Annotated in this window: 23 protein-coding genes and 1 pseudogene; 9 read left to right on the plus strand and 15 right to left on the minus strand. The window is 65.8% G+C overall.

All coding sequences use genetic code 11. The annotated features are described in order from the left end of the window. Positions 1–101 precede the first annotated feature (101 nt). The gene (locus tag E3227_RS01900; RefSeq protein WP_144317378.1) at positions 102–2,318 is read left to right on the plus strand and encodes an NADP-dependent isocitrate dehydrogenase; all 2,217 of its coding nucleotides are present in this window, start codon (positions 102–104) and stop codon (positions 2,316–2,318) included. Between the two features lie 6 nt (positions 2,319–2,324). Here E3227_RS01900 and E3227_RS01905 read toward each other — a convergent pair whose 3' ends face one another. After that, the gene (locus E3227_RS01905; protein ID WP_144317379.1) at positions 2,325–2,732 is read right to left on the minus strand and encodes a substrate-binding domain-containing protein; all 408 of its coding nucleotides are present in this window, start codon (positions 2,730–2,732) and stop codon (positions 2,325–2,327) included. On the opposite strand from E3227_RS01905, the gene E3227_RS01910 reads away from it, so the two are divergent. The 3 genes from E3227_RS01910 to metX all read left to right on the plus strand — a co-directional run bounded on the left by E3227_RS01910 (position 2,719) and on the right by metX (position 5,655). Further along, on the plus strand, positions 2,719–3,015 hold the full coding sequence (locus E3227_RS01910; RefSeq protein ID WP_144317380.1) for a hypothetical protein: 297 nt from the start codon (positions 2,719–2,721) through the stop codon (positions 3,013–3,015). The genes E3227_RS01905 and E3227_RS01910 overlap by 14 nt on opposite strands. Positions 3,016–3,173: 158 nt before the next feature. Then, on the plus strand, positions 3,174–4,496 hold the full coding sequence (locus E3227_RS01915) for an O-acetylhomoserine/O-acetylserine sulfhydrylase (protein ID WP_144317381.1): 1,323 nt from the start codon (positions 3,174–3,176) through the stop codon (positions 4,494–4,496). A gap of 13 nt (positions 4,497–4,509) precedes the next feature. Then, entirely contained in the window at positions 4,510–5,655 is a 1,146-nt protein-coding gene (gene metX / locus E3227_RS01920; protein ID WP_144317382.1) for a homoserine O-acetyltransferase MetX, read from the plus strand. Here the strand turns inward: metX and E3227_RS01925 are convergent. Together E3227_RS01925 and E3227_RS01930 are read right to left on the minus strand one after the other, a co-directional pair. After that, positions 5,652–5,975 (minus strand): DUF3017 domain-containing protein, encoded by a 324-nt coding sequence (locus tag E3227_RS01925; protein ID WP_170228609.1) that lies wholly within the window; start codon positions 5,973–5,975, stop codon positions 5,652–5,654. The genes metX and E3227_RS01925 overlap by 4 nt on opposite strands. Continuing rightward, positions 5,953–6,804: a bifunctional methylenetetrahydrofolate dehydrogenase/methenyltetrahydrofolate cyclohydrolase gene (locus E3227_RS01930; RefSeq protein WP_186365947.1), complete on the minus strand. Its 852-nt coding sequence runs from the start codon at positions 6,802–6,804 to the stop codon at positions 5,953–5,955. The genes E3227_RS01925 and E3227_RS01930 overlap by 23 nt, the downstream gene beginning before the upstream one ends. Positions 6,805–6,829: 25 nt before the next feature. Here E3227_RS01930 and E3227_RS01935 point away from each other — a divergent pair, with 25 nt between their 5' ends. Continuing rightward, a complete protein-coding gene (locus E3227_RS01935) occupies positions 6,830–7,300 on the plus strand; it encodes a tRNA (cytidine(34)-2'-O)-methyltransferase (RefSeq protein ID WP_136650863.1) in 471 nt (156 codons plus the stop codon). 266 nt (positions 7,301–7,566) lie between these two features. Here E3227_RS01935 and E3227_RS01940 read toward each other — a convergent pair whose 3' ends face one another. The 11 genes and pseudogenes from E3227_RS01940 to E3227_RS01990 form a co-directional block, all read right to left on the minus strand. Then, entirely contained in the window at positions 7,567–8,001 is a 435-nt protein-coding gene (locus E3227_RS01940) for a thioesterase family protein (protein ID WP_144317384.1), read from the minus strand. Positions 8,002–8,071: 70 nt separating this feature from the next. After that, a pseudogene (locus E3227_RS11905) lies at positions 8,072–8,323 on the minus strand (acyl-CoA thioesterase domain-containing protein); the annotation flags it as partial. Positions 8,324–8,337: 14 nt separating this feature from the next. Then, positions 8,338–9,960 (minus strand): carboxyl transferase domain-containing protein, encoded by a 1,623-nt coding sequence (locus tag E3227_RS01950; RefSeq protein WP_144317386.1) that lies wholly within the window; start codon positions 9,958–9,960, stop codon positions 8,338–8,340. A gap of 136 nt (positions 9,961–10,096) precedes the next feature. Then, complete coding sequence (locus E3227_RS01955; RefSeq protein ID WP_136650852.1) at positions 10,097–10,615, minus strand: TetR/AcrR family transcriptional regulator; 519 nt, start codon at positions 10,613–10,615, stop codon at positions 10,097–10,099. Then, a complete protein-coding gene (locus E3227_RS11670) occupies positions 10,578–12,017 on the minus strand; it encodes a PH domain-containing protein (RefSeq protein WP_144317388.1) in 1,440 nt (479 codons plus the stop codon). Before E3227_RS11670 ends, E3227_RS01955 begins: the two co-directional genes overlap by 38 nt. Beyond that, the gene (locus E3227_RS01965) at positions 12,017–12,502 is read right to left on the minus strand and encodes a PH domain-containing protein (protein ID WP_246062721.1); all 486 of its coding nucleotides are present in this window, start codon (positions 12,500–12,502) and stop codon (positions 12,017–12,019) included. Before E3227_RS01965 ends, E3227_RS11670 begins: the two co-directional genes overlap by 1 nt. A gap of 13 nt (positions 12,503–12,515) precedes the next feature. Beyond that, a complete protein-coding gene (locus E3227_RS01970; RefSeq protein WP_144317389.1) occupies positions 12,516–15,647 on the minus strand; it encodes an error-prone DNA polymerase in 3,132 nt (1,043 codons plus the stop codon). Positions 15,648–15,868: 221 nt separating this feature from the next. Then, entirely contained in the window at positions 15,869–16,459 is a 591-nt protein-coding gene (locus tag E3227_RS01975; RefSeq protein WP_136650849.1) for a LutC/YkgG family protein, read from the minus strand. Then, positions 16,456–17,859: a LutB/LldF family L-lactate oxidation iron-sulfur protein gene (locus E3227_RS01980; protein WP_144318568.1), complete on the minus strand. Its 1,404-nt coding sequence runs from the start codon at positions 17,857–17,859 to the stop codon at positions 16,456–16,458. The genes E3227_RS01975 and E3227_RS01980 overlap by 4 nt, the downstream gene beginning before the upstream one ends. A gap of 2 nt (positions 17,860–17,861) precedes the next feature. Next, positions 17,862–18,617 carry a (Fe-S)-binding protein gene (locus E3227_RS01985; RefSeq protein WP_136650848.1) on the minus strand — a complete coding sequence of 252 codons (756 nt, stop codon included), beginning with the start codon at positions 18,615–18,617 and terminating at the stop codon, positions 17,862–17,864. 130 nt (positions 18,618–18,747) lie between these two features. Further along, on the minus strand, positions 18,748–20,403 hold the full coding sequence (locus E3227_RS01990; RefSeq protein ID WP_246062722.1) for a purine-cytosine permease family protein: 1,656 nt from the start codon (positions 20,401–20,403) through the stop codon (positions 18,748–18,750). Between the two features lie 402 nt (positions 20,404–20,805). Between E3227_RS01990 and E3227_RS01995 the strand changes: the two genes are divergently transcribed. From E3227_RS01995 to E3227_RS02010, 4 genes are read left to right on the plus strand one after another with little or no spacing between them, the layout of a single operon-like run. Beyond that, entirely contained in the window at positions 20,806–21,702 is an 897-nt protein-coding gene (locus E3227_RS01995; RefSeq protein WP_144317390.1) for a MetQ/NlpA family ABC transporter substrate-binding protein, read from the plus strand. A 28-nt stretch (positions 21,703–21,730) separates the two neighbouring features. Next, a complete protein-coding gene (locus E3227_RS02000) occupies positions 21,731–22,636 on the plus strand; it encodes a MetQ/NlpA family ABC transporter substrate-binding protein (protein WP_144317391.1) in 906 nt (301 codons plus the stop codon). Next, complete coding sequence (locus tag E3227_RS02005; RefSeq protein ID WP_144317392.1) at positions 22,636–23,664, plus strand: methionine ABC transporter ATP-binding protein; 1,029 nt, start codon at positions 22,636–22,638, stop codon at positions 23,662–23,664. The genes E3227_RS02000 and E3227_RS02005 overlap by 1 nt, the downstream gene beginning before the upstream one ends. Continuing rightward, complete coding sequence (locus E3227_RS02010) at positions 23,661–24,341, plus strand: methionine ABC transporter permease (protein ID WP_144317393.1); 681 nt, start codon at positions 23,661–23,663, stop codon at positions 24,339–24,341. The genes E3227_RS02005 and E3227_RS02010 overlap by 4 nt, the downstream gene beginning before the upstream one ends. A gap of 96 nt (positions 24,342–24,437) precedes the next feature. Here the strand turns inward: E3227_RS02010 and E3227_RS02015 are convergent, their stop codons facing one another. Then, complete coding sequence (locus E3227_RS02015) at positions 24,438–25,349, minus strand: ferredoxin family protein (protein ID WP_144317394.1); 912 nt, start codon at positions 25,347–25,349, stop codon at positions 24,438–24,440. Positions 25,350–25,372: the final 23 nt, after the last annotated feature.

Consider the following 25,372-nt stretch of genomic DNA (forward strand, 5'->3'; position numbering starts at 1 on the left):
ACCCTAGCAATGACGTCGACGGGCAACTTCACCGCCGTTTCCACCCAACATTGGTATTCTGAGTGCTTGGATAATTAAGTAATAGTTAGAGGAGCAAAATAGTGGCTACCATCATCTGGACACGCACCGACGAAGCACCGCTGCTTGCGACCTACTCGCTGCTGCCGATCGTCACGGCATTCGCTTCCAACGCGGGAGTCAACGTGGAAACTCGCGACATCTCCGTCGCAGGTCGCATCCTGTCCCTGTTCCCGGAGCGCGTCAAGGATGACAAGTACGCCCACGACGCCCTCGCTGAGCTCGGCGACCTTGCGAACAGCCCGGAAGCGAACATCGTCAAGCTGCCCAACATCTCGGCATCGCTGGTGCAGCTGAAGAAGGCGATCGCTGAGCTGCAGGCCAAGGGCTTCGATCTGCCCGACTACCCGGATAACCCCACCACCGACGAGGAGCGCGACATCCGCGCGCGCTACGACTCGGTCAAGGGCTCCGCAGTCAACCCGGTGCTGCGCCAGGGCAACTCTGACCGCCGCGCGCCCGAGGCTGTGAAGAACTACACACGCAAGCACCCGCACTCCATGGGCGAGTGGTCCTCCGACTCGAAGACCAACGTGGCCACGATGGAGCACGGCGACTTCCGCGACAACGAAAAGTCCGTGATCATGCCGTCCGACGACACGCTGCGCATCGAGCTGGTCAAGGCCGACGGCTCCGTCGAGGTGCTGCGCGCATCCCTGCCCGTGCTCGCCGGCGAGGTCGTCGACGCGACCTTCATGTCCGCCAAGGCTCTCGACGAGTTCCTGCTCAAGGCCATCGCCCGCGCCAAGGACGAGGGAGTGCTGTTCTCCGCGCACCTCAAGGCCACCATGATGAAGGTTTCCGACCCCATCATCTTCGGCCACGTAGTACGCGCGTACTTCTATGACGTATTCGAGGCCCACGGTGAGGAACTTCTTGCCGCGGGCCTCAATGGCGAGAACGGCCTCGGCGCCATCCTCGACGGGCTGGGCGCCCTCGACAACGGCGAGGAGATCCGCGCCGCCTTTGACAAGGCGCTTGCCGACGGCCCCGACCTGGCCATGGTCAACTCCGCCAAAGGCATCACCAACCTGCACGTGCCCTCCGACGTGATCGTCGACGCCTCGATGCCGGCGATGATCCGCACCTCCGGGCACATGTGGAACGCCGAGGACCAGGAGCAGGACACCCTGGCCACCATCCCCGATTCCTCCTACGCCGGCATCTACCAAGTTGTCATTGACGACTGCCGCGAAAACGGCGCGTTCGACCCGACCACGATGGGCACCGTGCCCAACGTGGGCCTCATGGCGCAGAAGGCCGAGGAGTACGGCTCCCATAACAAGACGTTCAAGATCCCGGCCGACGGCACCGTGCGCGTGGTCAACTCCGCCGGCGAGACGCTGATGGAGCACGATGTTGAAACCGGCGACATCTGGCGCGCCTGCCAGGCCAAGGACGCCCCGATCCGCGACTGGGTCCGCCTCGCGGTGAGCCGCGCGCGCAAGTCCGGCATGAAGACGATCTTCTGGCTCGACGAGTCCCGCGCCCACGACCGCAACCTGATCGGCCTGGTGAACAAGTACCTCGCCGAGCACGACACCGACGGCCTCGACATCTCCATCGCGTCGCCCGTCGAGGCGACCAAGATCACCGTCGAGCGCCTGCGCCAGGGCAAGGACACCATCTCGGTCACCGGCAACGTGCTGCGCGACTACAACACCGACCTGTTCCCCATCCTCGAGCTGGGCACGTCGGCGAAGATGCTCTCCATCGTCCCGCTCATGGCGGGCGGCGGGCTGTTTGAGACGGGTGCCGGCGGCTCCGCTCCGAAGCATGTCCAGCAACTTGAGGCGGAAAACCACCTGCGCTGGGATTCGCTCGGCGAGTTCCTCGCGCTGGCGGAGTCGCTGCGGCTCGCGGCCGACCAGGGCAACCCCAAGGCGGATGTGCTTGCCGACGCCCTGGACAAGGCCACCGAAGAAGTACTGATCCAGGGCCACTCCCCCTCGCGCAAGGTCGGTGAGATCGACAACCGGGGCTCCCACTTCTACCTCGCCCTGTACTGGGCCGAGGAGCTGGCGAAGCAGACCCAGGACGCCGAGATCGCGAACTACTTCGCTCCGGTGGCCGAGAAGCTGCGCGAGAACGAGGAGAAGATCGCCGCAGAGCTGCTCGCCCCGCAGGGTAGCGCGGGCGACATCGGCGGTTACTACCTGCCGGATGACGAGAAGGCCACCGCAACGATGCGCCCGTCGGCGACGCTGAACGAGATCATCGACTCGATGGTGGCGCGCTAGGCGGGTTTAGAGCGGGGGCGGGGCGACGGTTGCGCCGGCGACGACCTCGCCCTCGAACTTCACGCTGACCACTTCCCGGCGATCATCCGGGGTGCGGAAGCGCTTGATCAGGTCAATCATGGTGTCAATCACCGTGTCGGCGAAATGCCCGATTGGCCACGTGTAGGTCGTCAGCCCCAAAACATCCATCCCCGGCAGGAATCCGTCGCACCCGGTGACACTGACCTGGCGGGGAACGTCGATGCCGTTTGAGCTGAGCGCCCGCAGGTACTGCAGCTGCCTCATATCGGTCGGGCACATTACCGCCGTCACGGCACCGCTTTCCACGAGCGGGAGAACGTAGTCTTGGCCGGTGTCGTAGCGCACGTCGACCACGAACGGTTCCAGACCCTCCGCCCTGATGCGGCGAATCATGGATTCGGCGCGCGTGTGCTCCGGCGTGGAGCGCGAGCTCGACCGGTTTCGTCGTCAAGCGGGCGAGGTCCTTGAGATCCCCGTGGCTGGGCTCGATGAGTACGCCTTCCACTGCACGCTGGGCTACCGCCTGACGCAGTGCGATGACGCCGCTGAGCTTGTCGACGCCGAGGGGCTCTACGATTCGTGGATCGCCGAGCAGCCACGCGTCGAGCTTGAAGACGTGGCGTTTTGCATCTTCAACGACATGCAGAGCTTCCCGCCGCTGCTGTACTTCCACTAGCACCGGGGCGCGCTCGTAGGGGAAGCGGCCTTCGTCGATAAGCCGGCGGGGGCCGCTTTTCCGTGCCCGGCAGATTTATATTCACGAAAACCCCGAGTTTACCCCGCCTTTTAGACAGCTTGGTACACAACGCGCGCGGTCGCCGTTACATTGGCCCTATGGCTCACTACGACAACTCTCAAGCACACGAATGGTCCTTTGATACGCGCGCGGTCCACGCCGGCCAGCAGCTCGACTCCGATTACGGCGCCCGCAACCAGCCGATCTACATGACCACCTCGTACGTGTTCAACGACGCGCAGCACGCGGAGAACCGCTTCAACCTCTCCGATGCTGGCCCGATTTACACCCGCATTACCAACCCGACGCAGCAGGCGTTGGAGGACCGCCTCGCTAGCCTCGAAGGCGGCGTCGCGGCGGTCGCGTTCGCCTCGGGCATGGCCGCCGAAACCGCGGCGATTACCAACCTCGCCTCCGCCGGCGACCACATTGTCACCTCCCCGCGCCTCTACGGCGGCACCGAGACCCTCTTCGAGGTCACCCTGCCGCGCCTGGGTATCGAGTCCACCTTCGTGGACAACCCCGACGACGCCGCCTCCTGGCAGGCCGCGGTCAAGCCCAACACCAAGGCGTTTTACGGCGAGACCTTCGGCAACCCGATCGCCGACGTGCTTGACATCCCGGCCGTCGCCGAGGTCGCGCACGCCAACCAGGTGCCGCTGATCGTGGACAACACGATGGCCACCGCGGCACTCGTGCGCCCGCTTGAGCTGGGCGCGGACATCGTCGTCGTGTCCACCACAAAGTTCTACACCGGCAACGGGGCGGCCATTGGCGGCGCGCTTATCGACGCCGGCCGGTTCGACTGGACCGTCGAGCGCGACGGCGCCCCGGTCTTCCCGTACTTTGTCACCCCCGACGCCGCTTACCACGGCCTGAAGTACGCCGACCTCGGCGAGCCCGCCTTCGCCATCAAGGCCCGCGCGGGCATCCTGCGCGACACCGGCGCGGCGATCTCCCCGTTCAACGCCTGGGTCGCCCTGCAGGGCCTGGACACCCTCGGCCTGCGCGTAGAGCGTCACAACCACAACGCCCTGAAGGTGGCCGAGTACCTGGCCAACAACGACAAGGTGGCCAAAGTGAACTTCGCCGGGCTGGAATCGAGCCCCTACTACGCCATCAAGGAGAAGCTGGGGCTCAAGTACACCGGCTCGGTGCTCTCCTTCGACCTTGCGGGCGACCCGAACGATCGCGTGAAGGCCTGGGACTTCATCAACGCGCTGCGCCTGCACTCCAACCTGGCCAACATCGGCGACGTGCGCTCGCTGGTGGTCCACCCGGCGTCGACGACGCACTCGCAGTCGAACGAGGCGGGCCTTGCGCGCGCCGGCATCAGCCAGTCCACGGTGCGCCTGAGCGTGGGCATTGAGAACATCGACGACATCATCGCCGACCTCGAGCGCGGGTTCGCCGCTGTCTAGGAAGCCAGCGTCCATGTCCTTGACACTGCCCCCCGAGGGCGAGTTGCACCACGTCGCCATCGGTACCTTTTCTACCGAGGCGGGCGTGGACATCCCGGACGTCACGATCGCGTTTCAGCGCTGGGGCGAATTCCGGGGCAACCCGTCTGGCAGCAACAACGTCCTGCTCGTCGAGCACGCGCTGACCGGCGACTCCAACGCCGCCGACTGGTGGTGCGAGGTCATCGGCCCCGGCAAGGCGCTGGATACAGATACGTTCTGCGTGATCTGCACGAACGCGCTGGGCAGCTGCTACGGCTCGACGGGCCCGGCCAGTGAGCACCCCGACGGCGGGCGGTGGGGTTCGCGTTTCCCCGCCATCTCGATTCGCGACCAGGTGGCCGCGGAGAGGCAGTTTCTGGACCGGCTCGGGCTTGAGCGCGTTCGCGCGGTGCTCGGAGGGTCGATGGGTGGGGCGCGCACGCTCGAGTGGACCATCATGTTCCCCGAAATGGTCGATTACGCCTGCGTGTTGGCGGTGTCCGCGCGCGCGAGCGCCTGGCAGATCGGCATTCAGACCGCCCAACTCTCGGCTATCACCCGCGACCCCGACTGGTACGGCGGGGACTACTACGACAAACCCAACGGGCCCTCAGCCGGGCTGGCGGCGGCGCGGCGCATTGCACACCTGACCTACCGCGGGGAGCTGGAGATCGACGAGCGCTTCGGCACCGCCGCCCAGGCCGGGGAGAACCCGCTTGGCCCCTACCGGTGTGAGAACCAGCGCTTCGCCGTCCAGAGCTACCTCGACCACCAGGGCATCAAGCTTGTGGAGCGTTTCGACGCCGGCAGCTACGTCACCCTGACCGAAACACTCAACCGCCACGACGTCGGGCGCGGGCGCGGCGGCCTGAACAAGGCGCTGGCCAGCTCGAAGGTGCCCACCATGATCGTCGGCGTGGACACCGACATTCTCTACCCCTACCACCAGCAGGAGCACTTGAGCCGCAACCTGGGCAACCTGCTGGCGATGTCGAAGCTGTCCAGCCCCGTCGGCCACGACGCCTTTCTCGTTGAGGCGCGCCAGATGGACATCATCTTGCGCAAGTTCATCGCGCTGTCGGAGCAAACCCCCTCGCCGCACGACTTCGCGGCGCGCAGCGGGGCGTACGACATCTAACTCCCCAGCGCGTCCACCGACCATGCCAGCCACATCATGGCCGCGCCGAGGGCGGTGGTGAACAGGGCATCGAAACGCCGCGAGCGCACCGCAACCAGGCCAATCACGCGGGAGTCACACGTCAGGCGCATGAGCGTTAGCCACACCATCGCCGCGCCCAGGGTGAAGGTGGCGCGGCGCCAGTGCTCGGTGGCGGAGAAGAGTCCCGACGCCACGAAGCCCACGACAAATACCGCCGCCATCGCCTGCTGCACCAGGACGGGCAGCTTGGAGGGGGCGTTGTTAATGTCGTGGGGGTTATCCAGCAAGTGTTTCGGCACGCTCCACGATGTTGCGGACGAGGAAGGTGCGCGTCATCGGACCGACCCCGCCTGGGTTCGGGGAGACCCAACCGGCCTTGTCCCACACGTCGGGGTGGACGTCGCCGACCGTTTTGCCGTCGACACGCGAGACGCCCACGTCGAGCACCGCGGCGCCCTCCTTGACCATGTCGGCGGTGATCATGTGCGGCTTACCGGCCGCGGCGATGATCACGTCGGCCCGGCGCGTCTGTGCCGCGAGGTCTTTCGTGCCGGTGTGGCACAAGATGGCGGTGGCGTTGGTGGCCTTTGTGGTCAGCATCAGGGAGATCGGCCGGCCCACGGTCACGCCGCGGCCGATGACGCAGACGACCGCGCCGTTTAACTCGACTCCGAAGCGCTCGAGCAGCTTGATCGAGCCGTTCGGGGTGCACGGCAGTGGGGCCGGCTCGCCCAGCACCAGCTTTCCCAGGTTCACCGGGTGCAACCCGTCGGCGTCCTTGTCCGGGTCGATGAGGCCGAGGACGCGGTTCTCGTCGAGGTGCTTCGGCAGCGGTAGTTGGACGATGTAGCCGGTGACGGCCGGGTCGTTGTTCAGATCGTCGATAAGCGAATCAAGCTCCGCTTGGGAGGTGTCGCCGGGCAGCTCCTTCATGATGGAGGCGATGCCGAGCTCGGCGCAGTCCTTGTGCTTCATGCGCACGTAGTTCTGGCTCGCGGGGTCCTCGCCAACGAGAACCGTGGCCAAGCCCGGGGTGATCCCCCTGTCCTGCAGCGCCGCCACGCGCTCTTTCAGATCCGCGAAGATCTCCTCGCGGTAGAGCTTTCCGTCCAATTTGATCGCAGTCACGGCCCCCATCCTAGACTTGAAGCTTGTGTCGCACCTGCATGTCATCCTTGATAACCCGGTTATCCCGCCCAATACGGGCAACGCGATACGCATGTGCGCCGGCACCGGGGCAACCCTGCATCTCGTCGAGCCGCTCGGCTTCGACCTCAGCGAAAAACACCTGCGCCGCGCAGGGCTGGACTACCACGACCTCGCGGACGTGCAGATTCACCCCTCTTTGGACGCATGCTTATCGACGCTCCCAGCCTCACGCGTCTTCGCCTTCACCACCGACGCCACCACGCACTTCCACACCGTTGCCTACCGCGACTCCGACGCGCTACTGTTCGGCACCGAGCCGACCGGGCTGCCGCCGGAGCATTCTCACCACCCGCGGGTGACGCGGCGTCTGCGTATCCCCATGCTGCCCGGCCGGCGGTCGATGAACCTGTCGAACTCCGCGGCCGTGGCCACGTACGAGGCGTGGCGGCAGCTCGGGTATGCGGGCGGGGTGTAACGTTTGGGCGTTCTGGCTGCTGTTCTCGGCCCTTCTGGGCGTCTGCGTTGTTTGGACTGCGCAATTTGTGATCTCGCGGCTGCAAAGTCCCAGGTCACGGTGAGCCAGTTTCCGTACATTGCGCAGTCCACAATGCGCAGTCAGGCACCGCGCGGGGGTCGCCACCTACGAGGCGTGGCACCAGCTCGGTTACGCCGGCGGTGTGAGACGCCCAGGCACCGCGCGACCACACCGCCGCCGCCCCCAGAAACAACGGCCACCAACGCCTACACCCTGCCCAGCGCCTGCATTTGCTCGGCGCGGCCGAGGGGCCCGTCGAGGTCGTGGAGAATCGTGCTGGTCAGGCCGGCCCCGTCAGGCCCCCACACGTTTGTTGCCTCCAACCCGTTCCACTGCCCCACCGGGTAGCGGTACAGGTGAACGGTCAGGTCAACGTTGGGGAACGCCCACTCGGTGGGGCTGTGGTGGACGGCGATGCCGTTGGCGATGTCGATGCGGCTGAAGAACTCCGCGAGCGGGATGCGTTCGTCGGTGTCGACCATGGTGGTCTCGGAAGTAAACCACGAGAAGAACGTGCCCTCCGGCAGGCCGGTGACCTTGCGCCCGATGAGTTGGCGGATGAACCCGCCTTCCCTGGTCCTCGCAGTCCTCAGGGACGGGGTAGGTCTGCTGGGTTGGGGTTTCCACGTCGCGCGTGTCAAGCGCGTCGATGTACCAGATCCGCGCGATAATCGCGGCCCGCCCGGCCAGGGATACTGTCACCTCAACGAGCTCGATCTTGCGCCCGGGCCGAATTGTTTCTACTGCAACGTTGGCTTCCTCCAGCGGCAGGCGACCGAGGATATCGTAGGAAACGCGCACGAGCCGCTTGGTGTCGTCGGGGTCACGGGAGAGCTGGGCGACGTGCACGATGAGCCCCGCGAGGCTGGAGAAGTGGTAGTCCTGCGCCGACCAGGCTCCTTCGCAGTGGGTGGTCGGCGCGAACGTCGTGTCGCCGGTGCGTCGGAAGTATGACTCTGGCATGGTGTTCTCCTTTTCTATCGTGCGCTGACGTCGCCCATCCGGTTGGCCACGGGCGCGAGCAGCGCGGGCCGCGCCGCCACCCACGCCGCGGCCATGACGGCGAGCGAGAGCAGAAAGACGATGAGCCCGGTGACGTCGCCTGCGTATTCGGCCGGGTCGATGACTCCGTCGTCCCACAGACGAGCGGAGGAGTAGTAGGGGTGGGATTCGCGCTCGAACTGCTCGCGGATGGGAGCCTCGAAGTCCTCCTGCTCCTGCGCGCTCCACTGCCCGCCGGAGCGCTCGATCTGGTTGCGGCGCACCGTGGACATGGTCATCGCGGCCTGCGGCCCGCCCATCACGGAGATCCGCGCGTTGGGCCACATCCACAGAAAACGCGGGGAGTAGGCGCGCCCGCACATGGAGTAGTTGCCCGCGCCGAACGCGCCGCCGATGACCACGGTGAACTTGGGCACGCGCGTGGTGGCCACGGCGTTGACCATCTTCGCGCCGTGCTTGGCAATGCCGCCGGCCTCGTACTCGCGCCCCACCATGAACCCGGTGGTGTTTTGCAGAAACACGAGCGGGATGGCGCGTTGGTCGCACAGCTCGATAAAGTGGGCACCCTTTTGGGCGGATTCGGCGAACAGGATGCCGTTATTGGCGACGATCCCGACCTGGTGGCCGTAGATGCGCGCGAACGCGGTGACCAAGGTGGTGCCGTACTCGGATTTGAACTCGTCGTACTGGCCCCCGTCGACGATGATCTCGATGGCGTCGCGCACGTCGTAGGGGTCGCGGCTGCCGACCGGGACGACGTCGTAAAGCTCGTCCTGCGAGCGCGTGGGCTCGACGGGCTCGATCACGTCCCAGGCGGCGTTCTTATCGCGCGGCAGCGTGGCGACGATCCGACGCACCCGCGCCAGCGCGTCCGCGTCGTCGAGCGCCAGGTGGTCGGTGACGCCGGAGACGGAGGAGTGCAGGTCGCCGCCGCCCAGCTCCTCGGGCGTGACCTCCTCGCCCGTCGCGGCTTTGACCAGCGGCGGGCCGGCCAGGAAGATGGTGCCCTGGTTTTTCACGATGACGTTTTCGTCCGCCATGGCCGGCACGTAGGCGCCGCCGGCGGTGCAGGAGCCCATCACCGCGGAGATTTGCGGGATGCCGCGCTTGGACATGTTGGCCATGTTGTAGAAGATGCGCCCGAAGTGGTCGCGGTCGGGGAAGACCTCGGCCTGGTTGAGCAGCATTGCTCCCCCGGAGTCGACGAGGTAGATGCACGGCAGGTGATTGTCGGCGGCGATTTCCTGGGCGCGCAGGTGCTTCTTCACCGTCATCGGGTAGTAGGTGCCGCCGGAGACGGTGGCGTCGTTGGCCACGACGAGACAGGTGCGGCCCTCGACAAGGCCGATGCCCGCGATCACTCCGGCAGCCGCGACCTTGCCGCCGTACATGTCGTGGGCGGCCAGCGGCGCGACCTCAAGAAACGGCGAGCCCGGGTCGAGGAGTTGGTCGATGCGCTCGCGCGGCAGGATTTTGCCGCGGGAGGTGTGCCGCTCGCGCGCGGCGTCGGATCCGCCGCGCGCGGTCTCGCCCAGGATGCGCTTCAGGTCGCGGACGAGGCCGATGTGCTGCTCGCGGTTGCTGTGTGGAGTGGTCAAGGGTTGTCCCCCCCTTTGTAAAGGGTCGTGGGTGTCAGACAGAGCTTCAGTTAATCGCGATTAACTTTGTTTTGCTTAACAATCTAACCCTTCACAGTGTGCGCCACAACACATTTCGCCAAACTTTTTGTTTTTCCTAAGAAAACAGCGCGCTCATTGCCATCCGGTACGCGTGCTCGCGCACCACCTCGGGCCCCGCACGCTTGATCACGTACCTGACCGAGTTGATCATCCCGGCCACGAGCTGCACCCTCATCCGCGCCACGCTCGCGCCCAGGGTCGGCTCCGCCCGCTCCAACACCTCGGTCCACATCGCCAGGTACTCGCGCTGCTTGGCGCGCACCAGCTCCTGGCTCGACGGGTCGAGGTTTTTCAGCTCCCTCTCCTGCACGCTGACCACGTTGGGCTCGGTCACGCCGATGGTGACGTGGAACGCCACCAGCTCCCCCATCACCTCGCGGGCGCTTGCTTCTCGACGCCCTCCGGCATCAATAATCTCCCTCGCCCCCGCCATAAGCCGGTCGGAGATCTCGTCGAGAATCTCCGCCAAAAGCGCGTCCTTGCTCTCGACGTAGCGGTACATCCCCGGGCCGGAGATGCCTACGGCGGCGCCGACGTCAGCGAGCCTGGTCTGGTGAAACCCCTTGCGCGCCATGATGTCCGCCGCCGCCGCGAGTAGCTCCCGGCGCTTCTTCGCCTTCTCGCGCTGGCGTTGGGTGCCCGTCTGATTGTTCTGCGTCACACCCCAACTCTATCGGCGCCGCGCCCACCGGAGGCAGAGCGCGTGCGCGCAGCGTATCGACGACCCACCGCGCGTCCTCGATGTCCAGATCACGCACCGTGGCGCTCACCGGCCCCGGCACCAGATCGAGGCGCACGTACGCGAGGCCCAGCACCCGCTGCAGCGGGCCCTGGGTGGAGGTGAGCTCCTGGATGTGGGGCACCTCCACCACCGAGTAGCGCCGCGAGAGCCTGCCCGAGGTCACCACCGCGGTGCCGTCGCGAAGCAGCAGCGACTGGCGACGCCAATCCACCGGCGAGACCCAGCGCGCCCGGCGCGGGGTGCGCACGTGCGCATCCGTGCTGGCGGGGTCGATCTCGCCCAACTCACCGACCTGAAGTGGGCTCAGCGCGCGCACCACCGCGAGCGCCTCGTCGAGCGTGCCCACGGGCAGAAGGGTCAGCGTCCCGCCGTCGCCGGAGGTTTTGTAGCCTGCGACGTTGACCTTGACCTCCCACCAGCCCAGTGGCCGCCACAGCGGGGGCTGGGTGAGCGAGACCGCGTGGATGCGGTCCAGGGGCACGGCCTGGCGGCGTCGATTAGCAAGGCCAAAGGTGACGTTGACCACCTCGTCGCCGCGCACGGCCTGGAAGCGCCAAGACTGATCGATCATCCGCCACAGCGACGGGAGGACGCCGATGATAACCGGGATTGCCGCCGCGGGGCTGAGGTTGGTGGCCAATGGGAGCGCCGTGAACGCGGCGGCGACAAGCGTGCTCACCCGCAGCAGCGTTCCGATGAGCGAGCGGTGAATCGGCACCGGCGCGACCAGGAAGTCTTGCGCGTCCGCGGCCGTGTCCACCTCTGCCCCCTCGCGGGCGACGGCGCGCATGATCTCGGCGCGGACCCGCTCGGCCTCGTCCTTGGGCAGGTAGGCGATCTCGATCGCGGAGTCGCCGCCGCCGGCTGCCTCGACGCGCACGGCGGCGAGGCCGAAGATCCGCGCGGCGAGCGGCTCGACCACGTCGACGGCCTGGATCCTGTCGAAGCGGGCCGTGCGCACGTGCGTGGTAAACACGCCGCGCTTGAGCCCGAGTTCCTCCTCCCCGATGCCGTAGCCCATCCGCGACCACCACAGCTGAGACACGGCGAACAGCACCGCGACTCCGACGACGAAGATCCCGACCCCGCGCAGGATGTCGAACGCGGCGAAGTGCTCCGAGCTCACCCACGTGTACAAGGGCTCGAGGAAATTGACCGCTGCGATCACTACCAGGGCGAACAGCACACCCCAGGCGCGCAGCAGGGGTGTGATCCGGTGTACCTTCCTGTCCATTACAGCCCGCTCATGCGCTCGCGGGCCTTGGCGGCCAGCCGGTCGCGCAGCGCGTCGGCGACGTCGGCCTCGATGCCGGGAAGCGACGACACCGAGGTCGTTGACGCGGTGTTGACCTCGAGATCTTTCAGCCCCACCGCGCGCGCAATCGGCCCCGAGGTGACGTCGACGAACTGGATGCGCCCGTAGGGCACGACCGTCATGGAACGCCACAGCCTGCCCTTGGCCAGGATCAGTTCGTCCTCGGTTTCCAACCACCCCATTGCGCGCACCCGCAGCGGGATGAGAACGGCATTGACGACCGCCAGCACGACGACGACCCCGAGCCCGATGACCCACCACTGGCTCCACCGCAGCGCGGCGAAGGTAAACACCGCGCCGAAAATGAGGGACCACACGATCAGTCCCACGTACGACGGGATCGCCAGCCGCGGTGACACTCGGTTCATCTCTTCGACGCTTCGTGGCAGGGGGTGGCTGGTCATGGTGTTCATAGTACTAATGGAAGTCACGGGCCCCCCGGTTGAGGTAATCGCCCAGCTCAAGGGGCTCGAACTTGTCGGCCACCAGGTTGACCGCGCCGGTGGCGTTTTGCACGATGCCGCGCACGATCAGCGACTTCGCGGTCCTGGCCAGCACAAGCTGGCGCTCCCACAGCCCCACCGGGACGATGACGTTGATCAACCCGGTTTCATCCTCCATGCCCAAAAACGTCACGCCCTTCGCGGTCTTCGGCCGCTGCCGGTGCGTGATCACCCCGGCGACGCGCACCCGCGAGCCGTCCTCGACGCGGCGCAGGTCATCGGCGGTGAGGATGCCACGCTCGCGCAGGCCCGCGCGCAGAAGCTCCACGGGTTGCTTGTCGTGGGTCACACCCGTGGCCGAAACGTCCGCCGCCATCAGCTCGAAGGCGTTCATGCCCGGCAGCGCAGGCGCCTCGATGGCGCTGAGGCCCGGCAGCATGCCCTCACGCTCGGTCGCAGCCACGCCCGCCTGCCACAGTGCCTGCCTGCGGTCCACGCCGAAGCAGTCCAGCGCGCCCGCGCGCGCCAGCGCCTCGACGTGCTCGACCGACAGGTCGGCGCGGCGCGACAGGTCCGGGATGTCGCGAAACGGCTGGGCCGCCTCGATGCGGTCGGCCGCCTGGTCGCCGAGGCCCTTGATCAGGTTCAGCCCGACGCGGATCGTCGCATTGTCCACGCAGATCGCCTCGCGGCCCGAGTCGTTGACGCTGACGGGCAGCACGTCGATGCCGTGCCGGCGCGCGTCTTGGATCAGCGACTGCGGCGAGTAGAACCCCATCGGCTGGGCGCGCAGCAACCCGACGCAAAACTGCGCCGGGTAGTAGCACTTGAACCACGCGGAGAAGAACACCAGCGAGGCGAAGGACTGAGAGTGCGACTCGGGGAACCCGTAGGCGGCGAACGCGACGATTTTGGCCCAGAGCGTCTCCGCCACGTCGTGATCAATGCGGTTGGTGGCCCAGCAGCCGTCGAAGAAGCGCTCCTTGAGCTGCGCCATCTTCTCCGGCGAGCGCTTCGAGCCCATGGCGCGGCGCAGCGCGTCAGCTTCGCGGCCGGAAAACCCCGCGGCGTCGACGGCGATCTGCATGAGCTGCTCTTGGAACAGGGGCACGCCCAGGGTCTTGCCCAGCGACTTCTCCAGCACGGGGTGGTCGTAGACGATGGCCTCTTTGCCGTCGCGACGCCGCAGGTAGGGGTGCACGGACCCGCCCTGGATGGGTCCGGGACGGATCAGCGCGACCTCGACGACGAGATCGAAAAAGCAGCGCGGTTTCAGCCTCGGCAGCGTGGAGAGCTGCGCGCGCGATTCCACCTGGAACACGCCGACGGCGTCGGCGCGGCACAGCATCTCGTACACGCGCGCATCCGCGACGTCGAGCTCCCACAGGTTGACCTCGCGCCCGGCGGTGTCGCGCACCAGGTCGATCATGTGGTGCAGCGCTTCGAGCATGCCCAGGCCCAGCAGGTCGAACTTGACCAGCCCGGCCGAGGCGCAGTCGTCCTTGTCCCACTGCACCACCGAGCGGTTTTCCATCCGCGCCCACTCCACCGGCACCACGTCGGCGATCGGGCGGTCGCAGATAACCATGCCACCGGAGTGGATGCCTAAGTGCCGGGGCTGGCCTTTGAGCTCCGCCGCAAGCTTTTCGACGCCCTCCGGTGGCCGCGAGATCCCCTTCGACCACGAATCCGCCGCGCCCTGCGCATACCCCAGGGCGCGGGCGGCGTCGCGAATCGCCCCCTTGGTGCGGTAGGTGATCACGTTTGCCACCTGCGCCGCGTTGTCGCGCCCGTAGCGCTCGTAGGCGTACTGGATCACTTCTTCACGACGCCCCGACTCAATATCAATGTCAATATCCGGCGGGCCGTCCCTATCCGGCGACAAGAAGCGCTCGAACAAAAGCCCCGCGCTGATCGGCTCGGCGTTGGTGATGCCGAGCGCAAAACACACCGCCGAGTTCGCCGCCGAACCCCTGCCCTGGCACAGGATGTTTTCCCGGCGGCAAAAGTCCACCAGGTCGTGGACGATGAGGAAGTAGCCGGGGAAGTTCAGCTCCTCGATCACGCCGAGCTCGTAGTCGATCTGCGCCATCGCGCGCCGGCGGATGTCCTCCGGGCGTGTCGCGTAGCGCAGCTGCGCACCCGCGATGGTGATGTGGCGCAGCCAGCTCATCTCATCAAAGCCCGCCGGCGTGGGGTAGCGCGGCAGCTCAGGGGCAACGAGGTTGAGAGTAAACGCGCACTGCGCGGAGATAGCCAGCGCCGTGTCAATCTTGTCCTGCGCACCCGGCAGCATCGCCTGGAGCTGCTCGGCGGAGCGCAGCCAGTTCGCCCCCATGGGGTGCAGGTGCGCGTGGGCGTCGCCCAGGCAGTCGCGCCGCGCCAGGGCGCGTTTCGCTGCGGCCAGGCGGGCGTCGTCACGCGTGGCGGCGGCCGGCACGGCGCTGACAATCGCGGGGACGTGCGGGTAGTCATCGAGCGCGCGGTGGTGGTCGGCGTCCTCCGGAGTCATCGACACCTCGTACTCGCGCACCACCGCCCCGGGGCCAAACAGTTCGATCAGGTAATCGATCTGCGGGGCCCACTGCCAACCCGCCAGCACGATGCACGTGCCCGCCAGCTCATGGGCGATAAGCTCCAGCGGCGGGTAGGCGACCTCGTCTTTCTCCCGGGTGATCATGCGGGCCGCGGCAATGAGGCGGGACAGGCGGCGATACCCCTCCGGGCCCCGCGCCAGCACAGGCAGAACACGGTCACCCAGGCTCAGCTCCGCACCGAACACCGTGGCCACCCCTTCGCGCGCCGCGGCCTCGGCGAACTTCACTGCCCCGTAAAAACCGTCCCTGTCCAGCAGCGCGAGCGTGGTGATGCCCAGGCGCTTGGCGTGGCGGACCATCTCTTCCGGCTCGCTCGCCCCGCCAAGGAAGCTATACGATGACACCGCGTGCAGCTCGGCGAACGGCGCGTGGCTGGCTTCGGGGCGGTTGGTGGGGGCGTCGACAAGCGGGCGAGTGTGGTTAACGGGCACAGGCATGGGGCCGGGGCGGCCGGAGAGAATACGCTCCAGCCGCGACCACGACAGGGCCTCGCCGCCATGAAACATCATGGGAGTAGATAATAGCGGTTTTAGAACATGCTTTCTACTCGGCGGAACCCCTCCGCCTAAAACCGGGCACCTAAGGATGCCCCTCTTCCGCCGAAACTCGAAAGCAAGTTGTCTGCGTCCGAGTTTCCGTGGAAGGGCGGGTGGAGCCGAAGTTCCCACTTTGTGCAAGCGCCCCACTCCGACACGCTTTCCCCGATTCGCTGTCCACCCGAACCCGGCAGCTACCTCACAATCACAACGTCGAGCCGGCGCGGCCCGTGGACCCCTTCGACGCGCTGCAGTTCGATGTCGGAGGTGGCGGACGGCCCGGAAATCATCGTCACCGGCCCGCGCGTTCCCACCTCGCGCACCCGCTCCCACGCCTCGGGGAAGAGCTCGACGATGGTGTCGGAAAACACCAGGCAGATGTGGTGGTCGGGGATGAGCGAGAGTTCGCGGCGCCCTTCGTCGTCACGCCCGGTGAGGAAGATGGTGCCGGTTTCCGCGCACGACACCGTCGACGAGGTGACCACGCACGACGCCTCCAAGGGGTCGCGCACCTCATCTACCGGCGTCAGCCACGCGCGGTCCACGCCGCTCGGTGCAATCACGGGCCCAGAGACCAGCTCCCCCACAACCCGGCCGACATCGGAGACACCGCCCGCGACGTGCACGGCGGCCTTGTAGTCAACCAGGCGGTCAATGAGCATGTCGAGGGTTTCGTTTGCTGTGAGCGTCGAAACGCGGCGGTACTCGCGGGGCACGGCTGGGGCCTGCGGGTTGTCCGCCAGCGCGGAGCGCAGCCTCGCCAGGATATCGGATTTGGCGCTCATCGGTTCTCCTTAAACCAGTGACGGAAGGCCTTTTTCGGCGGCGCGGGGATGACACGCTCCTTCGTCCACCCGCCGAAGAGGCCGGGCAGCCACGAGATGCGGAACCGCGCGAGCGGCAGGACGCGTTCGGCGAGCGACATGAGCCGCCCGGAGCTCATCGTCACCGACGCACCCTTCATCGCCGCGGTCATCTGCGCTGGCTGGCTCGTCTTTTCCACGGCCTCGGCGCGCAGGTGCACCAAGATGTCGGGGATGTTGATCTTGACGGGGCAGACGTCGTAACACGCGCCGCACAGCGTCGAGGCGAACGGCAGGGTCGCGTTGGCCTCGGATTCAATGCCGGTGAGCTGCGGGGAGAGGATTGCCCCGATCGGCCCCGGGTAGGTCGAGCCGTAGGCGTGGCCGCCGACGTGCTCGAACACGGGGCAGACGTTCAGGCAGGCGGAGCAGCGGATGCAATGCAGCGCAGAGCGGCCCTGCGGGTCCGACAGCACCGCGGAGCGGCCGTTATCCAGCAGCACGAGGTGGACGTTGCGCGGCCCGTCGCCGGTGTGCACCCCTGTCCACAGCGAGGTGTACGGGTTCATCCGCTCGCCTGTCGACGAGCGCGGCAGCAGCTGCAGGTACACCTCCAGGTCGGCGAAGGTGGGCACAAGCTTTTCAATGCCCATCACTGTGATCAGGGTCTCCGGCATGGTCACGCACATGCGCCCGTTGCCCTCGGATTCCACCACCGCCAGGGTGCCGGTTTCCGCGACCCCGAAGTTCGCCCCGGAAATCGCCACCTTGGCGCCAAGGAACTTCTCGCGCAGGTACGTGCGCGCGGCCTCCGCCAGCACCGCCGGCTCGTCGCTAAGCGGGCCGTCCATATACTCGCTGAAGATCTCGCGGATCTCGCGCCGGTTGCGGTGGATAGCTGGCACGAGGATGTGCGAGGGTTTATCGCCCCCGAGCTGCACGATCAGCTCCGCCAGGTCTGTCTCCACCGCGCAGATGCCCGCCGCCTCGAGGTGCTCGTTGAGCCCGATTTCTTGGGTGGCCATGGACTTGACCTTGAGCACTTCGCTCTCACCCGTTTCTCGCACGAGCTTTTCGACGATCGCGTTCGCCTCACCCGCGTCCCGCGCCCAGTGCACGACTCCGCCCCGCGCGGTGAACTCGCGCTCGAATTGTTCCAGCAGCTCCGGCAGGTTCGCCATCACGTTTTCCTTGATCGCGGACCCAGCGCTGCGCAGCTCCTCCCAATCGGGCAGCTCGCCCACGACCTCGGCCCGCTTCGCGCGAATCGCGTGCGTGGCGTGCCGAATGTTCTCCCGCATCTGCGTGTTGCCCAGCTGCACCCTCGCGGCGCTCGGGAACGGCACGTCGAGGTTGATGTTGCCTCGCCCGTAGGCCGGCATTCCTAGATTGACCACGGCTGCTCCTTCGTTGAGGCGAGAATTTCGGCGAAGTGAAGCGCATGCTTATCGACGCCCCTCTTCAGCATCGCCCCCTCCAAATGGAACAGGCACGAGGCGTCTCCCCCAGTACAGATGTCGGCCCCTGAGCGCTCGATGTTGGCGATCTTCGCCTCCGCCATCGCGCCAGATACGTCCGGGTTCTTAAAGGAGAAGGTACCGCCGAAACCGCAGCACTCGGCGGCGTCTGGAAGCTCAGTGAACTCGATGCCCTCGACGCTGCGCACCAGATCCACCTGCCGGTCGCCCAGGCGCAGCAGGCGCTTTCCGTGACACGACGGGTGGTAGGTCACCGAGTGCGGGAAGTAGGAGCCGAGCTCCGCGGCGTTGGTGATTCCGAGAACGTCCACGAGGAACTGCGACAGCTCGTACGTGCGCTCGCCGGTATCAACGGCGGCCTGTTCCAGGCCCGAATCGCCTGCCCGGCGCGCGACCATCGCCTGCTGTTGCCGGGCGGAGGCAACGCACGACCCGGAGGGGGCGACGATGTACTCGGCGCCCTCGAAGGCCTTGACGTGGTTGCGCACCACCGGAACCACGTCGGCGAAGTAGCCGCTGTTGATGTGCATTTGGCCGCAGCAGCCCTGGCCCGCGGGGAAGGTCACCTCGTGGCCGAGGCGCCGCAAGATTCGGGTGGTTGCGATGGCCGCGGACGGAACCATTGCGTCCACGATGCATGTAGCAAAAAGCGCAATCTTCACGGGGACTCGCTTCCTGTGGTCGCTAAGGAGGGATGTAGGCGAATGATATCAACATCGGTGTCAGGCGGGATGGGTTTTCGCGCGAAAGGACCCCGGCGACGCATCGCCGAGGTCCCCATCTGTGCGCGATCTAGCCTCGCGGGCTCAGATCCTCCGGCAAGACGTGCTCGCCGGTCTTATCCATGGTCAGCGCCAAGGAAGAAATGTAGCGCGGCGACCCGTCCGGGTTATCCGCTGCGGAGCGGATCACGTCGGGGCGCTCAACCTCCTCACCGGTGACGCAGCAGGTGAAGCGCTCATCGGAGGGGTTGCTGTGGGCGTCGAAAAGCGGCGCGTCGATGCCGTCGTCGTTACGGCGGCGGTAGTACTTACCCTTGGTCAGGACGGCGATCAGCGGGGTGGCCACCACCGCGATCAGCGCAGCGACCAGCGCCGAGTAGGGCTTGGCGGACTCGCCGAAAGCACCGAAGAACATCGCCACAGAGACGATCGCCGACAGCGCCAGCGAGCCGAGGCCCACCGGGTTGAAGTTGGCGATCATGCCGCGGCGGTACTCGGGGTACTCCGGGGAGATCTTCAGCAAGGACTTGTTGATCGCGATGTCCGCCGCGACCGTGAAGATCCAGGCGATGGCGAGGTTGGAGTAGAAGCCGAGCACGAAGCTGAGCATGCCGAACATGTTGAACTCCATCAGCGCCAGCGCGATGGCCAGGTTGAAGAACACGAAGAACGTGCGGCCCGGGTAGGACTTGGTGATGCGGGTGTACGAGTTCGTCCACGCCAGCGAGCCGGAGTAGGCGTTGGTGACGTTGATCTTGATCTGCGAGACCACAACCAAAAACACAGCGAGTGTCACTGCCAGCCAAGCGGGCATCATCTCCTGGTACAGGGCGAAGAACTGGCGCACCGGCTCGGAAGCCTCAGCCGCCGAGGCACCAAGGTGGCTCATGACATAGACCGCGAGGAACACACCGAGGATCTGCTTGGTCGCGCCGAAGAGGACCCAGCCCGGACCGGCCATGATCACGGAGGTCCACCACGACTTGGAGTTCTCCGGGGTCTTCGGGGGCATGAAGCGGATGTAGTCGATGTTCTCAGCGATCTGCGCCACCAAAGCGAGGCAGACGCCCGCGGCGAGCATCATCGCGGCGAAGCTCGTCTCACCGGAACCCTCACCGGTGTAGTTAAGGAACTCGGTGACGGTGCTTGGCTCCTGGACGACGAGGATGACCAGCGGGAGCACGATCATGACCAGCCACAGCGGGTTCGTCCACGTCTGCAGTTTGGACAAGAGCTTCATGCCGTAGATCACCAGCGGGAAGATGATCAGCGTGGATACGAGGTATCCCAGCCACAGCGGCACGCCGAGGCCCAGCCTCAAGCCCTGCGCCATGATCGCACCTTCGAGGGCGAAGAAGATGAACGTGAAGCTGGCGAAGATGATGTTGGTCACCACGGAGCCGTAGTAGCCAAAGCCGGAGCCACGTGTGATCAGGTCAAGGTCTAAGTTGAACTTCGCTGCGTAGACCGCGAGCGGGAAGGATGAGACGAAGATCAATACCGCCGCGATGAGGATGCCGCCAATCGCGTTAGTCGTGCCGTGCGCGATGCCGATGCCTGCGCCGATGGAGAAGTCCGCGAGGTAGGCCATTCCACCGAGTGCAGAGCCTGCCACGGCTGCCGGGGTCCAGCGCCGGTAGCTCCGCGGCGCGAATCGAAGTGGGAAGTCATCGTTGAGTTTTGTTACCGGCGCTCCGGTGTCACCCACTTTAGTTGTTGTGCTCACTGCTGTTCTCGCTTTCAGTAAGGGCCCACGACAGTTTTCTAACTGTCGGTCGACAGGCTAGCCAATCCCGGCACCCGTTTCAATAGGGCGATAGAAACATTCTCCTGGTCAAGCGCACCACCCGACGTCTAGCAATCCAGGCAATTTCCCTGTTCACGGCAATTTATTCAAGACTCACCCACGTCGCGCGCCTCGCGGTCAATGTGAACAAGATCACCGCAAGACACGCCGCAGGCGCCTGATACCGGCCCCGATTCCGCTCGTGCGCCCAGGTATTTCCCCAGCCCTCTAGACCCCGGCCGAGGCCGCGACTCCTCTTCACCGCGATCAAGAAAATAGACTAAGCGGTATGCCGGGTGATAGATTTTGTCCCGACATACTTCACTTTTCCAAGGAGACCCCATGCAACTCAACCGAGTGCTCGCCACCCTGGCCGCCACCGGCATCGCCGCAACCAGCCTGGTTGCCTGCGGCACTGAATCCGCCAACACCGCCACCCCCGGCACCACGGGGGAAAACGGTGAAACCGTGATCAAGATCGGCACCACGGACGCCGACCAGCAGGCGTGGTCCGTGTTCAGCGATCTCGCCGCGGAGCAGGGCATCACCCTCGACATCGTGCAGTTCTCGGACTACGCACCGGTCAATGAGGCGCTCGCCCAGGGTGAGTTGGACGTGAATAAATTCCAGCACATCATGTACCTCGCCGAGTACAACAAGAACTCCGGCAACGACCTGCGCATCGTCGGCTCCACCGAGATCGTGCCCCTGGCCCTGTTCTGGAAGGACCACGACTCCCTCGACGGCATCGAGGGCGAAGAGGTCGCCATTCCGAACGACCCGTCGAACCAGGGCCGCGCCATCAACGTGCTCGTCCAAGCGGACCTGGTCACGTTGAGCGAGGGTGTAGCAGACCCGCTCGCCCCGACCCCGGCTGACATCGACAAGGCCGCGTCGAAGGTTTCTGTCGTGCCTGTCGACGCCTCCCAGACCCCGGCCGCCTACAACGAGGGACGCCCGGCGATCATCAACAACACCTGGCTCGACCGCGCTGGCATCGAGCCGGGCCTGGCCGTCTTCGAGGATGACCCGAACTCCCCCGAGGCCGAGCCGTACATCAACGTCTTCGCTTCCCGCAGCGGTGACATTGACAACGAGACGCTGAACAAGCTCGTCGAGATTTGGCACGACCCGAAGGTCACCGAGGCGGTCGCCCAGGACTCCAAGGGCACTTCGGTGCCGGTCAAGCGCGACAAGGCCGAGCTCAACGACATCTTGACCAACCTCGAATCGAACTAAGCCATAACGCACAGGAGGATTTAAGCGCATGAAGTTTTCCCGTTTTGCCGCCACTGTCGCCGCATCCACCATTGCCGCGACCAGTCTCGTCGCCTGCTCGACGGAATCCGGCTCCTCCGTCTCCGGGACGAACGCTCCGGGCGAGGGCAACGAAACGGTGACCGTGAAGATCGGCACAACCGACGCCGACCAGCAAGCTTGGACCGCGTTTGAGGAAAAGGCCGAGGAAGAGGGCATCAAGCTCGACATCGTCCGGTTCTCGGAGTACCCGCCGGTCAACCCGGCGCTCGACGAGGACCAGATTGAGATCTCGAAGTTCCAGACCATCAACTACCAGGCGCAGTACAACGCCTCGGCGGGCAAGGATCTGCGCATCATCGGTTCCGGCGAAATCAACATCCTCGGGTTGTACTGGAAGGACCACGACTCCCTCGACGGCATCGAGGGCGAAGAGGTCGCCGTTCCGAACGACCCGTCGAACCAGGGCCGCGCGATCAACGTGCTCGTCCAGGCTGACCTGGTCACCCTGAAGCCCGGCGCGCCGACGCTGACCCCGACCCCGGCCGACATCGACGAGGCCGCGTCCAAGGTCTCGGTCGTCGCCATCGACGCCTCGCAGACGCCGTCGGCGTACAACGAGGGTCGCCCGGCCGTGATCAACAATAACTGGCTCTCCCGCGCCGGCATCGACCCGGCATCTGCGGTGGCCGCCGACGACCCGAACTCCGAGCTCGCCGAGCCCTACATCAACGTGTTCACGGTCAAGGCCGACCAGGTGGACAACGAGATCTTTGAAAAACTCGTCGAGGTCTGGCACTCCGACGAGGTCACCGAGGCGCTCAACCAGGATTCCGGCGGCACCGCCGTCCAGGTCAAGCGCGACAAGCAAGAGCTCAACGAAATCCTCGACCGTCTCGTGGAGGAGTACAAGTAGTGGCTTCCACCGGCACCCGGGTTGAGTTCCGGGACGTTTCCAAAGTGTTCACCACGGCCAAGCGCGAGGTGGTCGCCGTCGACGGCGTCACGCTGACCGTCGAGCCCGGCGAAATCCTCGGCGTCATTGGTTACTCGGGTGCCGGCAAGTCGACGCTCGTTCGCCTCATCAACGGCCTGGACATGCCCACGAGCGGCGAGCTGCTTCTCGACGGCACCAACATCGTCGGCATGAAGGAGCGCGAGCTGCGCAACATCCGCCGCGGCGTTGGCATGATCTTCCAGCAGTTCAACCTGTTCAATTCGCGCACCGCCGCCGGCAACGTTGAGTACCCGCTGACCTTGGCCGGCATGCCGCCGGCCGAACGCAAGCGTCGAGTAGCGGAATTGCTCGAGTTCGTCGGCCTGTCCGATCGCGGCAAGAACTACCCCGAGCAGCTTTCGGGCGGCCAGAAGCAGCGCGTCGGCATCGCCCGCGCGCTCGCCACCAACCCCTCGCTTTTGCTTGCCGACGAAGCCACCTCCGCCCTCGACCCCGAAACCACCCGCGAGGTCTTAAGCGTGCTGCGCCGAGTCAACGAAGAGCTCGGGATCACCATCGTCGTGATCACGCACGAGATGGAGGTCGTGCGCGCCATCGCGGACAAGGTCGCGGTGATGGAAAACGGCAAGGTTGTGGAGTACGGCTCGGTCTACGAGGTGTTTTCCAAGCCGCGCACGCACGTGGCGCAGCGCTTCGTGTCCACCTCGCTGCGCAACACGCCGGATGAGGTCGAAGCCCGCGAGCTGCTCGCGGAGCCCGGCCGCCTGTTCACCGTGGACCTGAGCGAAAACTCTGGATTCTTCGGCGCCGTGGAGTCCGCGCGCGCCGCTGGCGTGAGCGTCCAGCCGGTCCACGGTGGTGTGACCACCCTGCAGAACCACTCCTTCGGCAAGATGACGGTGCGCCTCAACGGCGACGACGCCGCGATCAGCCAGTTTTTGGCCACGCTCCAGCGCACCACCGACATTCAGGAGATCGTCCGATGAACACTTCCATCCTCGCCCAGCCCAACTGGGAACGCCTCGGCCCCACCTTCATCGAGGCCATCGGCGACACCTTGTTCATGGTGTCCATCACCATGGTCATCGGCGGTTTCTTCGGCCTGATCCTCGGCGTGTTCCTCTACACCACGCGCCCGGGCGGGATCCTGAAAAACCGCGCGGTCTACTGGTTGATCAACGTGCTCGTGAACTTTTTCCGGCCGATCCCCTTCATCATCATGATCGCGATGCTCTACCCCATCACGCTGCAGGTGGTGGGCACGACGATCGGCCGCTCGGCGGCGACGTTCGTGATGTGCGTCGCGGCCACGTTTACCGTCGCGCGCATCGTGGAACAGAACTTGGTGTCCATCGACCCGGGCATGATCGAGGCGGCGCGTTCCATGGGTGCCGGCCCATGGCGCATCATCCGCACCGTGATCCTGCCCGAGGCGCTCGGCCCACTGATTTTGGGCTACACCTTCATCTTTATCGCCGTGATCGACATGTCGGCGATGGCGGGCTACATCGGCGGCGGCGGCCTCGGCGACTTCGCCATCGTCTACGGCTACCGCCAGTTCGAACCCGCCGTGACCTTCGCCGCGGTGATCGTCATCGTGGTCATGGTGCAGCTCGCCCAGTTCTTGGGCAACTGGCTGTCTAAGAAGGTGATGCGCCGCTAGAGCGCTTCTCGCTGCGCCTAAACCCACACGGTTAAACTCGCGCGCAGGTTTAGGCGGAAGGAGGACAGGCCGCCGGCAGCTGCTCCCCGGTCCGAATCACGAGCGCGCGATCTTTTCGACGCCCCACACAACGCCCTCCTTCGGTTCATCGCCGCAAGAGGAGATAACCCCGGATACTGCGCTGCGGCGCATGGTGACATCGAAGGTTGCGTTCGTGGAGGCGTCGATTAGCTTTATGCGCGCCTCGTCCTCGCCGACCTCCTCGCCCACGACCTGCAGCTGGCCGTAGGTGATGCGCGTTCCCTCCGCCGCGAGCTGTGCGGCGACGCCGACCTCCGCCGTCTGCGCCGCGGGCGAGAAAATGCCGCGGCCGCGGTTGCCGGGCACGAAGTACTGCCCGCGCATCGCGTCGGCGATCATCGCCTCGGTGGCCTCGAGGTTCATCCGCCCGAAGCTGTAGCCCCACGGCATGAGCAGCAGCGTGGCGGCGAAGCGGTGGCCCTTGATGTGGGAGGTCTCCCACACCACGTCGCTGCCCCGGTTGAAGGGGTAGAGCTTTTCCAGTTCGTTGACGAGCGGGCGGCCTTTGACCGCGCAGCAGCGGTCCCGCCTGCCGTGCGTGCACACCAGAACCAGCGGGGCCAGCCGCGCCATCGCATGGTTGCGGCCGGGCCCCGACAGGTCGAGATCCAAGATCGCCTCGGGACCGTCGACGTGCTTGACCTCGGTCAGCCCGATGCTGGTGTGGATGATGTAGAGGTGGTGGTCGTCGATACGCCTGCCCTCGCGCGTGGGGTGGCGGATGAGCTGCAGGGACGCGCCGAACTTTTTCAGGTGAGCTTTGATCTTGGCGGTGAGCTCGTCGCCGAGTGTGTCGCCGTCGAGAACGTCGTGGCTCCACCGCCCCGGCCATTCGAGCAGCACGTACACATCGCCCTGCTTGGCTGTTCCCGGCAGAGGCTCCACTTCCACATCTGAACAGAAGATGTCGTCGGCGCTCGGACTCATAGCGTCTACCTTACCCGGTGAAT

Source organism: Corynebacterium sanguinis, assembly GCF_007641235.1.
GTDB classification, from domain to species: Bacteria; Actinomycetota; Actinomycetes; order Mycobacteriales; family Mycobacteriaceae; genus Corynebacterium; species Corynebacterium sanguinis.

Bases quoted from the DNA above. Each gene is read 5' to 3' on its own strand.
- E3227_RS01910 (WP_144317380.1), top strand. From the start codon at position 2,719: ATGCGGCGAATCATGGATTCGGCGCGCGTGTGCTCCGGCGTGGAGCGC.
- E3227_RS01905 (WP_144317379.1), bottom strand. From the start codon at position 2,732: ATGATTCGCCGCATCAGGGCGGAGGGTCTGGAACCGTTCGTGGTCGAC.
- E3227_RS01915 (WP_144317381.1), top strand. From the start codon at position 3,174: ATGGCTCACTACGACAACTCTCAAGCACACGAATGGTCCTTTGATACG.
- metX (WP_144317382.1), top strand. From the start codon at position 4,510: ATGTCCTTGACACTGCCCCCCGAGGGCGAGTTGCACCACGTCGCCATC.
- E3227_RS01955 (WP_136650852.1), bottom strand. From the start codon at position 10,615: ATGGCGCGCAAGGGGTTTCACCAGACCAGGCTCGCTGACGTCGGCGCC.
- E3227_RS11670 (WP_144317388.1), bottom strand. From the start codon at position 12,017: ATGGACAGGAAGGTACACCGGATCACACCCCTGCTGCGCGCCTGGGGT.
- E3227_RS01965 (WP_246062721.1), bottom strand. From the start codon at position 12,502: ATGACCAGCCACCCCCTGCCACGAAGCGTCGAAGAGATGAACCGAGTG.
- E3227_RS01970 (WP_144317389.1), bottom strand. From the start codon at position 15,647: ATGATGTTTCATGGCGGCGAGGCCCTGTCGTGGTCGCGGCTGGAGCGT.
- E3227_RS01975 (WP_136650849.1), bottom strand. From the start codon at position 16,459: ATGAGCGCCAAATCCGATATCCTGGCGAGGCTGCGCTCCGCGCTGGCG.
- E3227_RS01980 (WP_144318568.1), bottom strand. From the start codon at position 17,859: ATGCCGGCCTACGGGCGAGGCAACATCAACCTCGACGTGCCGTTCCCG.
- E3227_RS01995 (WP_144317390.1), top strand. From the start codon at position 20,806: ATGCAACTCAACCGAGTGCTCGCCACCCTGGCCGCCACCGGCATCGCC.
- E3227_RS02000 (WP_144317391.1), top strand. From the start codon at position 21,731: ATGAAGTTTTCCCGTTTTGCCGCCACTGTCGCCGCATCCACCATTGCC.
- E3227_RS02010 (WP_144317393.1), top strand. From the start codon at position 23,661: ATGAACACTTCCATCCTCGCCCAGCCCAACTGGGAACGCCTCGGCCCC.
- E3227_RS02015 (WP_144317394.1), bottom strand. From the start codon at position 25,349: ATGAGTCCGAGCGCCGACGACATCTTCTGTTCAGATGTGGAAGTGGAG.